Below are 14,847 nucleotides of genomic sequence, written 5' to 3'. Positions count from 1 at the left end.
CTATTAAGTTGAAAAAGATGAGAGAGCAGGTAATCTGCTCTCTGTTGATTGTTTCTATGCGCCGTACATGATTTCACTGACTTTCGCTAGTAATGGTTTCTTCTTGGCTTCGATTTCGGCGATCGCTTGTTGGGCTTTCTTTGCCCTGTTCGGGTGCTGAGCAATCAAGTTTTGCAGTCTGTCGATCATGTTTCGCATATCGGACAATACTCCAGAGCCTTCAGTTGCCCAATCGTCTTGCTGTTTCTTGGTGCCATAAACTGGACAGTTGCCCAAGTCTGATAGCTTTTCGGTGATGGCGGCGAGGATTTCTTGGGCTTGGATATTCACGGGGTTGCCAACTTTGGCGACGATTTTTCTGATCAGCGCTTGTTCTCTAGGATGATTCCAGATCACATGGTTGAGAATTTCAAAGCTGTCTTCGCTGACTTCGGGTTCTTCTTGCAAATAGGCATAGGCTTTAAGAATGGTGACAATCTGCACGTATTTTCTGGTACTGACGATGAAGTTTTCTTTCTTCAGTTCCCGTTGTAGGTCGATCAGGGAGTCGATGACTGGGGCGGGGAATGTCACGTTTTTCACAGCGGTTTGCATTTGCTCTAGTTCTGCTAGGCTCAGCATGGTGGTGATTTGAGGAGTTGTAATGTTGCTAGTCTTTCGGAGCAGTAAGGTTCTCAGGTCTTCATCGCCTAGATGATCGACCATATATCTCAGGCTCAGCCGATCCCAGAATGCTCCGTCTTCTTCTCCATTTAGGAGTTCGTTGGAACAGCCAATCATGGTGATTAATGGTGATTGCAGTTTGGTTTTACCGTTGAGGAATTCTCGCTCGTTCATCAGTCCTAATGCGGAGTTGCGGACAATGCTATTTGCTTTGCCGATTTCGTCCATGAGCGCTAGGTGCGCTTCGGGTAACATGGCTTCGGTGTCGCGCACGAATTTGCCTTTTTGCAGTTCGGCGAGGTCGGGCGCTCCTAAGACTTCTTCGGCGACGGTGGTTTTGGTCATCAGGTAATGAAAGAAGGTGGTTCCTGTGATTGCATCAGAAACGGCTTTCGCGAGTTCGGTTTTGCCTGTGCCTGGTTTGCCTCCTAGGAAAACGTGCATTTTCGATAGCAGTCCTACCAAGATTAGGTCGATCGCTTCGCTGCGGTCTAGGTACACGCTTTTCAATTCTTCTCGCAGTTGTTGCAATTTTGCTAATGATGATTTTTGGGTTACGGTCAATGCTGTGATATGTCCATTTGTCTGGGCGATTTCGGTTGCGATCATTGTTGAGTTCCTCTTATCTTTTGTGATGGGGAGTAGCGCGTTGGCTACTCCCGCGATCCTTCGCTAGAAGCCGAGATCGAATAGGTTGTCTTCGGTAACTTCTTCTATTTCTGCTAGGTTGGTTTCTACTAGTTCAGAAATGATTTCTTCTACTTGTTTGGGCTGCTCTTCTGAAATTTCAACTGCTGTAGTGGTCGCGATTTCGTCCAGTACATTCAGACAACGTTGGCGCAGTTTGGCAAGTTTGTCGGTCAGTGCATCGGAGCGAAATTGCAATAGCTCGGATAGCATTTTGGTTTTGTCTTCTACTTCCCGATATACTTTGAGTTGGTTTTTCAGGGTGCTGCCTTTTGTCTCTGATACTTTCTGTGGGTCTAGCAGTTCGTCTAGGTAACTGGACATCGATTGCACTTCTTTTTCCAGAGATTGCCTTGCAATGATGTCCATATCGCCGATGCCTGCGATCGGCATCCATCGGATGTTGTTTTCTCTGTGAATCAGGGGTAGCAGTTCACGGAAGGCGGTTAGTTCTAACCGATAGCTTCTTGCCACAAAGTATGTGCCACCTCGTTCTCGAAATGGCACTCCTGCTTTTTTGACGAACTCCGTCAGCATGGCACGGATTTCTTTGCTGGTGATTTCTTGGCTCCATGCATACCATTTGTCGAAGGTGGTTCTTGCCATATCAATCAGGGATTCATTTTCATGGCTCCAGTCTTCTCGGTTCCAATTGCTCGTCTCGTTGCTTTTATCAAAGCTATAGGAGGCGAGTTGGCTGTACCGCAGCTTTTTGTCTTTCTCGTTCTTGTTTTCTAGTACGAATCCATAGACTAATACGCCGTTATTGGAGATTTGACGGATTAAGAGATTGTGGTTGCTCAGTTGGGTCTGAGTTTTGGTGCGGGCATTTTTGAAGGCGCTTAGTTTGTTGGGGCTTTCGGGAAGGTAGCTGAAGTCAAGGTTGACTTGCTCGGCGGCTCGTTTCAAGGTGGCTTCACTTAGTCTGGTCTCGGCACTGATTGACCATGCGATTAGGTCGCCTAAGTATTCGGCTCCTTTGTCGATCAATGCTTGCTGGGTCGCGATCATCGCTGCTGTGTTCATGGCTTTTATCCTCTAATTTAGATATAGATGAGCGATCGCCTTTTGCAGTCCGCTAGGCGATTGTTTGGTAGTAGTGAATTCGGTAGCGATTGCTTTGGGGCTTGGGATGGCTCTGATTGACTTCTGTTTACTTGATTCCCGACCCTAGTTTTCTGGTTGGTTCGGTACTCACATGGGCTGCTTCTAGCAGTTTCTTGATCTCTTGTGTATAGGGAGAATCTTTAAACAGGTTTTCGTTGAGATCTACCGTACCGTCACTGCGAATTGTCAATGATGGGTCAAATTTGGCGTGAGTTGGTCGATCGTGATGGCATTTGAATTCTGCTCGAATATCTCCTACAAATAGGTAAGAGCCTTCTTTGCTCCGAGAGCTAATAATCTTTTTCAATTCCCAATGATATTTGCTGCAAATCTTCAGCATGGTTTTGATTTGATGGATGTTGCCTTTGATATTTTTCATTCAAGCTTTGCTCCTTGATAATTGGCTTTACGTTTGTTGCTATTTCACAATCGCGTAATAGTATCTGCAAATGGTTTTTAGCTATTTGTAGATCGATAGAGGTCTTCTTTTTTCTGATACTCTTGCCGAGTTTGGATTGTAGAAAAGCGATTAGCTTTTTTGCTTTTTGGATTTCTGGTTCAATCTTTGCGAGATTAAAAGATTCACCGAATTGGTAACTATTTGTCATATTTTTGGATCTCGAAAATAGCTGTTAGCTTTTGGCTAATCGCTAACAGCCAATCGCTTCTACGCACTGATACTCTTCTGCTTCTTTCGCCAATATTTGCGCTGGCGACGAGTTTGGATATGGACGATTTTGGGATGCTTTTCTTCTACGTGATGCTGCTCTGGATGGATGGCGATCGCTAATAGCAATAGTCCACACAATACGCTTTTGTATCTTTGGATAGTCATATTTGACTCCATAACAAATTAGCCTCTCGATCTAAATCGAGAGGCTTGTTGGGTTTTGAATATTGGGGTTGGGGTTATTCGGGTTTATTTATGGCGAATTCGGCTTGAAGCCTAGTTTTATTAGCTTCGTAGGCTTGTTTGGCGGTCAGGAATGGATGGGCGATGACATAGGAGCTAAAGCCGCCATCGGTGCGGATAAAGCAGACTACGACTTGATTTTCTGGCTTGTACTCTTTGATTTGCCTCTTCTCTTCCTTTTGAAATGGATTTGGGTATCCTGATTCGGTGGCGATGCGCTCTGCTGTGGATTGGCTTAGGTAGCAGCCATAGCTTTCGGAGTTCAGCCATTTTTGATAGGGGCTGATGCCGATTTGCGATTCTTTGGATTTGCTGACATCGATGACGATCGCTCCTCTTCCCTCGCTTTCGTAGCCATGCCATGCTACTGCTAGCAGTAGCTCTAGGTTCACGCGAATGAATTCTACATGGCTCTGCCTTGATTCACTTCCAGTTGGTAAATCTGACAGATTGTATTTCAAGCTCATTGTTTCAATCCTTTTCCTCAAATTAATGTTCAATAAAACTCCTGCTAAGGAATTTTGACACATCTACTCATTGCCCCATCAGTTTCCCCGTCTATCGTAAAACCTTAAGACTAGTTTTCAAATATTAACGCTTAGCAAATTTACTTCCTGAAATTAAATAACTACGAAAGAGCTTGAGTGAAAAGCTTTCATAGCAAGAAAAAATTATAAAATGAAAAATGTTACTGTTGTAATAGCATTGCTCTCTAGATATATTAAAGCAATGTATGAGAATTTTCTTATATGTCTGATGCAACACCTGCCTATCGTGGTTATCGACTCCAAACTCTCTACACTCTTGCTCGTGTCCTTGAACCTAACGAGAGAGGGGATCTAATATTCCAACCTGAAGGTGCAGAAGATCTTGCTATTTGGGATATGAGCGATCATCTACTGGAGACTATTCAGGTTAAAGCTTATGGTACTGATCTGACTCTCTCAATGCTTTCTCCAGAGAAGGCTGATTCTTTTGTCTACAGAGCCGACAAATTACTCTGTGACTATCCTGAAATGAGCATTAGAATTGCTAGTTTTGGAAAAATTGGGGTTGAATTGTTTCAAGCTACGCGAGAAGATAGCTCCCACAGAGTAGCAGTTACGCGAAAAATATCTGAGAAAGGCTTTTTATCAGAAGCAAAAGCTCGAATACTTATTGATCATTTACAGATCGTTTCGTTGGTGGAGTCAGAGCTAGAAAAAGAAATTTTTAATACTTTGGGAAATTTGTGTACTGGAATCGATCCAATTCCTGCTTTCGATATGCTCAATTTTTGGCTATATCGCTGTGCGGAAAACAAAAGCAAGATCACTCGAAAAGATGTGATTCAAAGAATCAATGATGTAGGAAGGTTTATTTCTGAGCGAAATGCCTATCATAGTGAGTGGTTTAGATCGATTATTCCAATTGAAAATAAAGATGTAGATACTCAAACAAGAGAAAAACTATCGAATGATTTCTATCGTGGAATTTCAGCACGGTACGATCATATTCTTGCGGCTGTTGATAAACCTCGCATTAGCAAACTCAATGAGATTGCTCAAAAGTTTAAGGAAAAGCAAGTTGTTATTGTTCATGGGGCTTCTGGTCAAGGAAAAACAACAATTGCGTATCGGTATTTGCATGATTTTTTCCCAGATCAATGGCGGTTTCAAGTTCGACTTATTGAGAACCGTCAACAGGCTGTAAACATTGCCACTGCACTTTCAGGACAAGCAAAGGCAATTGGTATACCGCTATCGGTATACCTAGATGTTTCACCGAACGATATAGGTTGGGACGAACTTGTTAAGCAGCTATCGTCTCACAAAAATATCCAAATCTTAGTTACAGTTCGAGAAGAAGACTTTCGTAGAGCTAGCATATCTGGTACAGAAATTCAGTTTGCGGAGGTTGAGCTAAAATTTGATCGAGTAGAGGCAGAAGAGATCTACAAGTTTTTAGTTGAGGTAGAGACACCAGATCGATTTCTCGATTTTGAGGATGCTTGGAATCGTTTTGGTGGCCGTGGACCACTGATGGAATTTGTTTATCTCGTAACTCAAGGTGATTCTCTACGAGAACGATTACAGCAACAAATCAGGCGAATTCAAGATGAAGTACGATCTGGTCAATGTTCTGATAAGGAACTTGAACTCCTTAGACTCGTTTCGGTAGCTTCTGCTTTTGAAGCGCGTTTAAAGCTAAGAGAACTAGTACGCTTTCTTCAGTTACCTTCACCACAACGAACACTAGAACTTCTAGAGGAAGAATACTTATTGAGAACCAGTGAAGGTGGAACAATCGTAGGAGGCTTACATCCTATTCGTTCAACAATTTTGGCTGATATTCTGACCGATCCAACATTTTATCCTTGGGCGGATAGTGCAAGCACCTGCCTTACTTTCATTTTTGAACAAGATATGGGTAGTTTTTTACTTTATGCTTTTTCACGTCATCGATTTGAATTAGAGCCTTTATTGTCCGTTCTCGATAATTATCAACCTAGACAATGGACTGCGATCGCTGGTGTTATAAATGCTTTAATCTGGCTTGGCATCAAAGAATATGTTGAAGCAAATAAGGAATTAATTTTGGAGGCTTATGAAAAAGTTCATCATGGATGGTCACTAGTACTTGACTTTGATATCGCAGATGCTAAAACAGGTATAGCTGATGAGTGGGTGTCGGACTTATCTCATTTGATGCCTGAAGATGGACTTGCTCACATAGCTTCTCTCCGAAGTCGTCAAACAAACAAAAAACAAATATTTACTCGTGTTTCTAAATGGTTATTACATCTAAATAAGCAACCCATATCGCCTCAAAGTGATCTGGATTGGACAAAAATGGCAGAAGTTCTTGTCTGGGTGGGACACTTGCAAATATCTTTGCCAATTTCTGATTGGCTGGCTCAAATGGATTTAAATTCTGTTATTGATACTTTATCTTTGGAAATTCTAGCAAATATAGCATTAGGTTTATTCTATATAAATAAAGCAGATTATCATTCATGGCTGAATACAAATTACATAAGATTAATAAAACGATTTAAAAAGGAAACCCAAACAGTCTTACTAGAAGATGATGGGCAAAAGATTCGTATACACTTTATCGTTGATTTATTTAGTTTAGATACATTTTCTGAAGTTCAAATAGATCAACAAGATATTCAAAAAAGTTTTATGAGCGCATCAATGAAGCGATTGGAACTAATCAGACGTTTTTTCCCAGATCGTGAGCGCTATAGAAGTAAAGGATATGGACATTTGATTTGGATTAATGCTGAATTGCATGATGAGACAGAAAAAGACATTCTGCATTCTGATTTCTTATTACAGGATTTAGTTTCGCTCAATTCTAATTTTATGGCTTTGGGGGACTGGGATCTTCGCACTCAGACACTAGAAGAGTATGCAAATATTGTTGTTGAGTTACGACAAGAGATAATACAGGTACTACAGAAACTTAGAAATGGCTTAGAAAATTACTTTAGGCAAAAGAAAAAGATAAGAATTCTAGGTGATGATATTAAATCAGCCTTATGGAATAGTTGCAAAAAAAGTTTACTGTGTTCTCCCTTGCTACCAAGTTGTGCTGTTGATGAGTGGGGTTTTGTCTCAGAGCGTATTGATATGAATGTTAAAGTCAAAGGAACTCAGAAAAAAGAATCTCAGAACCTAGTTCTCCAGAAATATCAGCCTTATCTCAAAGTCTTTAGTCAATATGTCAGTCATTGTTCCAATTTTTTTGAGCAGTCGGAATGGATTCTAAATTTTCATCCCCATATTAGAGATAAGAGTAATGATTATCACAGACTTGAAGAATTAGCAAAACTTGTAAATAAAAACTTACGCCAGATAGCCCATCTATCTACAGTAAATTTAGGAGATGTATTAAAGAGTTTAACTAATTTTCAAGATGAATTTGATAATCTCCTATTTCAGTTTGTAAATAAGGACAGCTTGAGACATTTGAAACTTCTAGAAGTAAAAACCTTCAAAGAGGTATGGAACATCTGGTATTTTTTTGCATTTCATCCCGATCAGAAATTTTTAAGCTCCAAAAAAGATTGTCAAAAAATTTTCTGCGAGAAAGTAAAAGAGATTAGAAAAAGTATTAACAAAGAATTAAGATCAATTTCATCGAATGATATCCAAATTAGTGTTTTTTCTGAAGATGTAAAGTGGGAAGATGAGCACACACTTTGGATAAAAATTGATAGTGAAAATGCCTTTGCAGTCTATGGTGCTATTGAAACAGTAGTAATTGCAATAAAAAAGGCAATCATCTCAGTTCCTAGTAATGAGTCACGGCGATATGCAATTGATTTTACATGGTCAAACATTGTAATTGTGCCACTAATAAAAAGTAAATCTCTGGATGGAACAGCTTGGCGATTTTCATCGCTTTTATTCTCTGTAGATCCTGATCATGATTTAAATCGGTGGAATTTTCTAACAGTCGTAATTCCATCGAATGCATTCTCTCAACTAGGACTTTCAACATGGAGCCATTCTCGGCTAAAAACTGCACAAACGCTAATGGGACTTATTTCGTCTCTATCAATCTTAGCTTCCCATATTCGAGACTTTGAGAGATTGCCAGAACTAGACGAGTTAGGACATGAGATACTTCAGCAGTATCTTCAGCAACTAGCCACGCCTCTAAGTGAAACCTTTCAGTCCATATCTAATGTAGAAACTGAGATTATAAGTTGCTTTAGCGAGCTATCCCCTATTGAACAAGAAAAACGCACCCATTTAGTTACAGCAATGAAGATATTGATAGAGATGCACAAACAAATTTTACCATCGGCTGATTGTAGTAGAGATGAGAAGCTCCAATTATCGATGAATCTTGAAGAAATATCTGATTGGGCAAATCGATTAGATAATGGACAGCAATTAGCTTTTTCCATGTATTTGTCTTGGGTATCAGATGTATTAGAGTGTGTTTAAGAAGTGCCTATACCGAAATCCTCAGTTAAACTCATTTTTTGTCCTCTACCCCAGAATTAGAGGGATAAAACAGAATCAAAACGCCTTAAACACCCTCTAAAACTTCTATTTTAGAACAATGTTAGTTGTTCTCTTTGCTCGTTTGCATTCCTTTGTGGAATCATAAGTTGTTTACCTACTACTGTAAATTCAGACAATGGCTTGAATACATTCGACTCGGCAAACTGCAAACCACTCACTGGAATATCAAGATCTCCCACAAGCTGCGCGATTTGCTCAAGCCAGTTCTCAGTTTCACCTGATACCCAATCCTCAAACTGTCTCTGCCTCAGTACTTCCACGATCGCTGTTGATGGTGGCTCTAATTGAGATGCCCTAGAGTCTCTTTCCCAGAAGATTTCTCGCGATTCTTCCAAGTCTTCTCCTTCTAAACCATAGTCAGCTACACTATCGTCTACAGGGGATTCATGGGCGATCGCATCAAACATCTCCTTCAGGAATCCTAGCCGATTTGATTTCTGCTCGTATTCCTGCGCTTGCTCAAAGGTTTGACTGACTCGATTTTGCAGTATTGGCAGTTCTTGTCGGTCGCGTTCTAGATTTTCTTGCGCTGTGGTTAGCTTAGCGGCGATCGCATTTCTCACCACATGCAACAGCGAACTATGGGGCTGTTGACACTCTGCATTAAACTCATAGCCTGAATTAATGCTGATGCCAATATACCCATTAACCTCTGAGCCAAATCTGTTCAGAAATACATTCAGTCCTGCAAATTGTCCGATTTGAACATGGGTCAATCGATAGCTTTCTTTCAACCTTTGCACTTGTTCGGTAATGTGATGGTCGATGAGCACGGCTTTATCTATCATCACTCCGCGATCGCTGATAAATTGCTTCAGATTTGCTTGGGCGACTATGGCTAGGTCGGATTGAATGCGTTGAATTTGGGCAGGATGGTTGGTATTTACCATGTCAGTGAGGTACTGAATCTTGGATTTGTCCCTAAATTGCCTGTCGTTATAGGCTTGCAATTGCATTCCTAGTCCTTGTAATTCGGCTTCGAGGGTTGCCCGTTCCATGATCAGCGGATCGCCCGATGCGATCGCTTTCATTTGGGCAGCGTTTAGAACAGTCTCATCAATATCTTCGATGGTACGGTGCGTCCGATCTCCCGACATCACCTGCGAAATCATCCTCTGCTTATTCTCAATCGCTTGCCAGAGGAACGAGTCAAATCCTGCTTGGTTGTTTCTACCTTCGGTGACATAGCGGAAGATAAACACATCGCTCCATTCGTTACCCTGTCTGACTCCTCTGCCTTCTCGTTGTTCGAGATCCGATGGTCGCCACGGACAATCGATATGGTGCAAGGCGATGAGTTTGCTTTGCATGTTGACACCTGTTCCCAGTTTTGATGTGGAACCAAAGACAATCCTGATGCTACCTTCGTTGATGGCTTCAAACAGTCTTGCCTTCTTGGTATCCGTGTCGTAATCATGGATAAAGGCAATCTGGTCGGCAGGTATACCCAGCATCACGAGGGTATCGCGGATATAGCTATAACTATTCCACCTGTCTTTCTTAGGTGCATTGCGATCGCAAAATATAGCTTGAGTGCCTTTGGCGATCGAGGTAATCGTCCAGATTTGCCAGACATTCCACGCACAGGCGAGCAGTTTGTTATCAATCCATTCGCTTGCATTGGGTGATACCAATTTGGTATGCATACAGGCTTTGGCTCCATCACCTGTGATTTTCAACATGTTGTCAATTTCGGGCTTGACTTTACGTTTTGCCACTGCCTCGGCGCGATCGCAGAGTTTGTCCATATAGGCAATTTGCTCTAATGATGGTTTGCAGGACATCACATGGTAATGGGGCTTAGGGGTTTTGACTTCAGCAAGGGGGGAGGTCTGGATATCGGTGACTTGACACCACATCGCCATCAGTTCGGGCATATTCACGAATTCACGTAGGCGGGTTTTCGATTTCAGTTTGCCTGTGGGACTGATTTCTAGAGCAGTGCTGGTTTCACAGAATCTTGAGCAGAAGCTGTCAAAATGCGTTAGTCCTTGCTGTTGCAGCAGGTCTAGTTGCAGATAGCGCATCCACACATCCATTTCCGCCATCGTGTTGCTCAGGGGTGTGCCTGTGGAAAAGATTACTCTTTTACCATTGGTTAGTAGGTATCGCACTTTCATGAAGGAGTCATGGGCGCGTTGGCTGTAACCTGTGGGAATGCCCGCAACATTGTGCTGGGTGGTGAGGATTTGCAATCGTTTGATTTGCTGTACTTCGTCTAGGAAGAGCGCATCAATACCCAGTTGCTCGAAGTAAATCACGCGGTCTTTGCGATCGCTGGTTTCGATTTCTTGGATGCGTAATGAGATTTTCTTCCGCATCACTTCAAGACTGCGAAATACTTGTCTGGATTCATCTTTATTGGTTGCTTCGCAAATGGAACTAATCGCCGACATTTGCTCCTCGAGAAACATCAGTTCAGTTGATTCGCTGATTTGCAGGTTGAAGAATTGTTCATAGGTGAGAATAATTGCATCGTAGTTGTGGGTGGCGATTTGACTCAGCAGAACGCGGCGGCGATCTTTGGCGAATTCTTGAGTGTTTGGTACAAGAATTTTGGCTTCGGGGTACAGTCGACGAAATTCTTTGCTGTATCCTGGCAAGATCGATTTCATGGTTACATGCATAACTTTGTGCGCCATACCTTTGCGTTTTAGTTCCATGCCTGCGGCGATCATCGTGGCGGTTTTACCGTAACCGACCCGATGGGCAGCGAAAGATGCTCTTTGCCGTTCCACTCGACGCACAAAGTTACGCTGGTGACTTCGCATCTCGAAGTCGGGAGCCATGTTGGGGAAGGTTAGGTGCGAGCCGTCATACACGGTATCGCGATAGAGGTTGTGGTATTGGTTGTAGTGCAGACATAGCTGTTCAGCGCGATCGCCTTCACTCCAAATCCATGCTTTGAAAGCGGTTTGAATTTTGTCTTGCATTGTCCGTGATACTGTTGTGGCTTCCACATTCAAGATGCTGATGACATTGCCATGCTTGTCTTGGATATGGTCATAGATTTTTGGGTCTTTTTGGTTGAGCGCGTGTTCTATCAATTCAAGGGCAGTGTGGTTAGGGGTTCCCCATTCGGTTTTGTTTTGAGGTGAACTCACAAGTTTGCTGTCACCTTTGATTACCCAAATGTTGGCGGGGTCATGATGGAATTTAACGGTGCTGGTTCCTGCATGGCTCAGTAGTTGTTCGCTAAATTCTTTGATGACATCTTCGGGGAGCCATGTTGTGCCTAGTCTGACGCGGATCGTGTTGTGTAACAGCAGTTTTAGCTCGTCTGGTGTCATCGCATTGACGTTGATGCCTAGCTTTACCGCACAGCGTACTTTGATATCTACGTCTGAGGTTTCAGGTAAACAGGGGACAGGTTGATTGCTGCTAATTGTGTGATGGTATTTATCAATGTTCAGCCAATTGGGTACTCCGCTTTCTTTCCATGCGATGATTTTGTTGAGTCGGGCGACGACGTTGCCACTGATAAATTCTTCTCTGGTAATCCATTCAGCATTGGTGGTTTCTTGTACTGTTGCTGGTGGCATTGTGCCGTTGTAGAAAATATCGCCTTCTAGCTCTGTAATAACAGTGCTAATGCTTTGGTCGATGAGGTTAGCGATCCAATCCAAGTCGATAAAGCTTTTGGCATCCAGACATTGGACTAGGGCATCTTTGGCATTATCGGCACGATATCTTGGGGTCGCTCTGACTGTTCTTTGATGGAAGATAGGGGCTTTAGCGGGGCTTTTTGCTTTGCCTCGGTCGATTTCTAATGCTCTCAATCGATAGTAGTTGGGATCTTCTTGGAAGATGCTGAGATTCTCCTTGCTGGTGAAATGCCCGAATCTAATTGCGAACTCATCATATTTTTGATTGAGAATTTGGCGCAGTTTGGCTAGTTCTTTTTCGTCTTCGTACTGCTGCATTCTCAGCACTAGGTCGAGGATCTTTGCCACAGACATGGCGGCGCGAATGCGTTGTTGTTGGTTTGCAACTAGTTCTAGCTGATAGTCGGTGCGCCGATAGATTTGTCCTTCATGTTCACAAAAGGCATTTGGCAGCACTTTTTGTAACTGTGGGGGGATCTGGATTATTTTGGTTTGAGTTACTGCTGGTTCATAGAATTTAGCGATCGCTTTTCCAATCTTGCTAATCTCTTTGCGTAGGTCAAAGTTTGCTGGGGCTGTTACTCCTAAGTGCTCTCCGCCGTATAGTTTTGATACGGTCAGTTCTCCGAGAATATTGCGGAATTTGAATGGGCTTATAGACATGGGTTTGTTCTCAATTAAAAAAGCGAGTCAATCCTTAATAGGATTGACTCGCTCGGTAGTTTTGGTGTGGTTACTCTCTAGATCAGCCGCTAGGCTGACTCTACAAACCATTGGTTAATCATGATTGGCTCCTGATTGACTGTATGTTTGCCTGATGGAACTGTCTTTACCCAATCAGGATATTGATAGTTTTTCTGATTCGTGGCTCTCAGCTCAGTTTCTGTGAGTTTGCGGAAAACAAGGATATCCGCAACCACTTCCGTGTTGGCAAACCTCTTAAAAGCTATATCTGGTAATCTAATAGCGGTCACTAGCTCTAACTTACTGGCTAGATATTTCCGAAAACTGGTATTGGCTGCATCAAGGGTGAAACAACTGGTAATCATGGCTATCAACCCATTTTCCCTCACTAAATCTGTACATTTGGCTAGAAAGTAATTATGGATGCTTAGGTTCAGGTGGGCGTAGCGCGGATCGTAGAGTTTGTAATTGCCAAAGGGAACATTGCCGATCGCTAGGTCAAAACTGTTGTCACTTAGGCTCACTGTCTCAAATCCCTGTGCGTAAATCAGGGATTCTGGATATAGCAATCTCGCGATTTGGGCAAAGATTGGGTCTATTTCTATGCTGACCCATTGCGATCTCTCTCTCATCAGCGCGGGCTGACATCCCATAAAGGAGAGTGTGTTACACGCTGGCTCAACGATCGCTCCACCCGTAAAGCCGATCTTGCTAAGAAGATCCCACATGGCGCGGATGACTTCAAAGCTCGTTTGGTAAGCGGTTGCGGTTGCAGATTTTGCGGCTTGGATTTCAGTTTGGGTCAATAGTTGGCTCAGTTTTTCATGGCATCGATGCTGCCATGTATTTCCTTGATGATTAGTCTTTACCCAGATATCGGTGAGGGTTCCCCATCCTGATGCTTTGGCAAGAGAGACTTGTTGCTCTGCTGTTGCTGATGATATTGATTTACTTAGGGCGATCGCCTCGACGGTTGCTTCGGCTTTTACTCGCAGGGGGCTATCAAAATGCTGCTCAATTTCTGGCGTGATCTCAAATATTGGTTGGTACATTTTTGGCTTTTTCACTAGTTTTTGTTCTTGCGAACAAGCGCTAGCCAAAAATACATTAGTCATAATTCATTGTTGTTCTCACAGATGGTAAGCTGACCCCATAAGATCGTTACTAACCGCCAAGTGGATTTTATGACTAATTTGCCCAATTCGTTCCAAGAAGATATTCTCGCAAATCCTAATCATAAAAGTTGGGCAGAAGTAACTAAAGATTATGTTGGAAAAGGCATAGATTCCAAGCGAACTTGGTATAGTTCGGTGGCTGATGCTTATAATCGGGTGAGACCCCGATATGCTCTTGAACTTATTTCTCGCGTTATTGAACTAACACGATTGCCCCCCAAATCAAATATTCTTGAGATTGGTTGCGGACCTGCGATCGCTACAGTTTCTTTTGCTGAATTAGGATTCTCTTTGCTTAGTCTAGAGCCAAATTTAGAAGCATTCCAACTAGCTAGACAAAACTGTGCGGCATATCCGCAAGTGAAAATTGTTAATACTTCCTTTGAAGAATGGGAAATTGCAAAGAATGAATTTGATGCAGTATTAGCAGCAACATCTTGGCATTGGATCGATCCTGCGATCTCTTACTTCAAGTCCTTTGAAGCCCTAAAGGCGGATGGATATTTGGTTTTGTTATGGAATACACCTCCTCAACTAGATTATACAACTTACCAAATTGTTGACAGAGTTTATCAGACCCTTGCTCCTTCTGTTCCTATCTATGCTAGATATGAAGATCAGCTTACACATCAAGATCATTTCCAGAAGTTTAGCCAAGATATTCTAAGTTCAGGATATTTTGAAGATTTATCTTATGAATCTATGGTTAACGAAGTTCAATACAGCCTTGATGACTATCTCTTGCTATTGAGTACCTTATCGCCATATATTGCGCTGGAAGAGACTACTAGAAATAATCTATTTACAAAATTGAGAGAAGTGCTATATCGGATGCTTCATCAAGATGATCGTGATTACCTGACGCTCTATTACATATCAGCTTTTCACGTTGCCCGAAAGGTATAATCCATCGCTCATGACGCATTACCTTGCTCTTCTGATTAGACGACTTTACGCAAAGATAAAAGCAATACATCCTTGACCTATAG

At 42.4% G+C, this 14,847-nt stretch carries 10 protein-coding genes; 2 read left to right on the top strand and 8 right to left on the bottom strand.

The window, feature by feature from the left end:
• Positions 1-54: 54 nt before the first annotated feature.
• The 6 genes from AC805_RS22190 to AC805_RS22170 all read right to left on the bottom strand — a co-directional run bounded on the left by AC805_RS22190 (position 55) and on the right by AC805_RS22170 (position 3,837).
• Complete coding sequence (locus AC805_RS22190) at positions 55-1,272, bottom strand: AAA family ATPase (RefSeq protein ID WP_055077427.1); 1,218 nt, start codon at positions 1,270-1,272, stop codon at positions 55-57.
• A 63-nt stretch (positions 1,273-1,335) separates the two neighbouring features.
• Positions 1,336-2,376 (bottom strand): DUF6744 family protein, encoded by a 1,041-nt coding sequence (locus tag AC805_RS22185; RefSeq protein ID WP_055077426.1) that lies wholly within the window; start codon positions 2,374-2,376, stop codon positions 1,336-1,338.
• 127 nt (positions 2,377-2,503) lie between these two features.
• A complete protein-coding gene (locus tag AC805_RS22180; RefSeq protein WP_055075511.1) occupies positions 2,504-2,764 on the bottom strand; it encodes a hypothetical protein in 261 nt (86 codons plus the stop codon).
• A complete protein-coding gene (locus tag AC805_RS22175) occupies positions 2,748-3,065 on the bottom strand; it encodes a hypothetical protein (protein ID WP_055077425.1) in 318 nt (105 codons plus the stop codon). The genes AC805_RS22180 and AC805_RS22175 overlap by 17 nt, the downstream gene beginning before the upstream one ends.
• Before the next feature lie 59 nt (positions 3,066-3,124).
• On the bottom strand, positions 3,125-3,292 hold the full coding sequence (locus AC805_RS25890) for a hypothetical protein (protein WP_156341536.1): 168 nt from the start codon (positions 3,290-3,292) through the stop codon (positions 3,125-3,127).
• A 74-nt stretch (positions 3,293-3,366) separates the two neighbouring features.
• Positions 3,367-3,837: a hypothetical protein gene (locus tag AC805_RS22170; protein WP_055077424.1), complete on the bottom strand. Its 471-nt coding sequence runs from the start codon at positions 3,835-3,837 to the stop codon at positions 3,367-3,369.
• A 282-nt stretch (positions 3,838-4,119) separates the two neighbouring features.
• Between AC805_RS22170 and AC805_RS22165 the strand changes: the two genes are divergently transcribed.
• Positions 4,120-8,313, top strand: a complete 4,194-nt coding sequence (locus tag AC805_RS22165) for a hypothetical protein (protein ID WP_055077423.1) — start codon at positions 4,120-4,122, stop codon at positions 8,311-8,313.
• A 110-nt stretch (positions 8,314-8,423) separates the two neighbouring features.
• On the opposite strand, the gene AC805_RS22160 is transcribed toward AC805_RS22165, so the two are convergent.
• Both AC805_RS22160 and AC805_RS22155 read right to left on the bottom strand, forming a co-directional pair.
• Positions 8,424-12,662 (bottom strand): DEAD/DEAH box helicase family protein, encoded by a 4,239-nt coding sequence (locus AC805_RS22160; RefSeq protein WP_055077422.1) that lies wholly within the window; start codon positions 12,660-12,662, stop codon positions 8,424-8,426.
• An 89-nt stretch (positions 12,663-12,751) separates the two neighbouring features.
• Positions 12,752-13,735: an Eco57I restriction-modification methylase domain-containing protein gene (locus tag AC805_RS22155; RefSeq protein WP_231664156.1), complete on the bottom strand. Its 984-nt coding sequence runs from the start codon at positions 13,733-13,735 to the stop codon at positions 12,752-12,754.
• 132 nt (positions 13,736-13,867) lie between these two features.
• On the opposite strand from AC805_RS22155, the gene AC805_RS22150 reads away from it, so the two are divergent.
• Positions 13,868-14,764 carry a class I SAM-dependent methyltransferase gene (locus AC805_RS22150; protein WP_055077420.1) on the top strand — a complete coding sequence of 299 codons (897 nt, stop codon included), beginning with the start codon at positions 13,868-13,870 and terminating at the stop codon, positions 14,762-14,764.
• The last annotated feature ends 83 nt before the right edge of the window (positions 14,765-14,847 follow it).

The sequence above is a fragment of the Pseudanabaena sp. 'Roaring Creek' genome, from assembly GCF_001402795.1.
In the GTDB taxonomy this organism is placed as follows: Bacteria; Cyanobacteriota; Cyanobacteriia; order Pseudanabaenales; family Pseudanabaenaceae; genus Pseudanabaena.
This window is presented reverse-complemented; position numbering and strand designations above follow the sequence as displayed.

Excerpts from the sequence above, each read along its gene's own strand:
- AC805_RS22190 (WP_055077427.1), bottom strand. The coding sequence starts at position 1,272 with ATGATCGCAACCGAAATCGCCCAGACAAATGGACATATCACAGCATTG.
- AC805_RS22185 (WP_055077426.1), bottom strand. The coding sequence starts at position 2,376 with ATGAACACAGCAGCGATGATCGCGACCCAGCAAGCATTGATCGACAAA.
- AC805_RS22175 (WP_055077425.1), bottom strand. The coding sequence starts at position 3,065 with ATGACAAATAGTTACCAATTCGGTGAATCTTTTAATCTCGCAAAGATT.
- AC805_RS25890 (WP_156341536.1), bottom strand. The coding sequence starts at position 3,292 with ATGACTATCCAAAGATACAAAAGCGTATTGTGTGGACTATTGCTATTA.
- AC805_RS22170 (WP_055077424.1), bottom strand. The coding sequence starts at position 3,837 with ATGAGCTTGAAATACAATCTGTCAGATTTACCAACTGGAAGTGAATCA.
- AC805_RS22165 (WP_055077423.1), top strand. The coding sequence starts at position 4,120 with ATGTCTGATGCAACACCTGCCTATCGTGGTTATCGACTCCAAACTCTC.
- AC805_RS22160 (WP_055077422.1), bottom strand. The coding sequence starts at position 12,662 with ATGTCTATAAGCCCATTCAAATTCCGCAATATTCTCGGAGAACTGACC.
- AC805_RS22155 (WP_231664156.1), bottom strand. The coding sequence starts at position 13,735 with ATGTACCAACCAATATTTGAGATCACGCCAGAAATTGAGCAGCATTTT.
- AC805_RS22150 (WP_055077420.1), top strand. The coding sequence starts at position 13,868 with ATGACTAATTTGCCCAATTCGTTCCAAGAAGATATTCTCGCAAATCCT.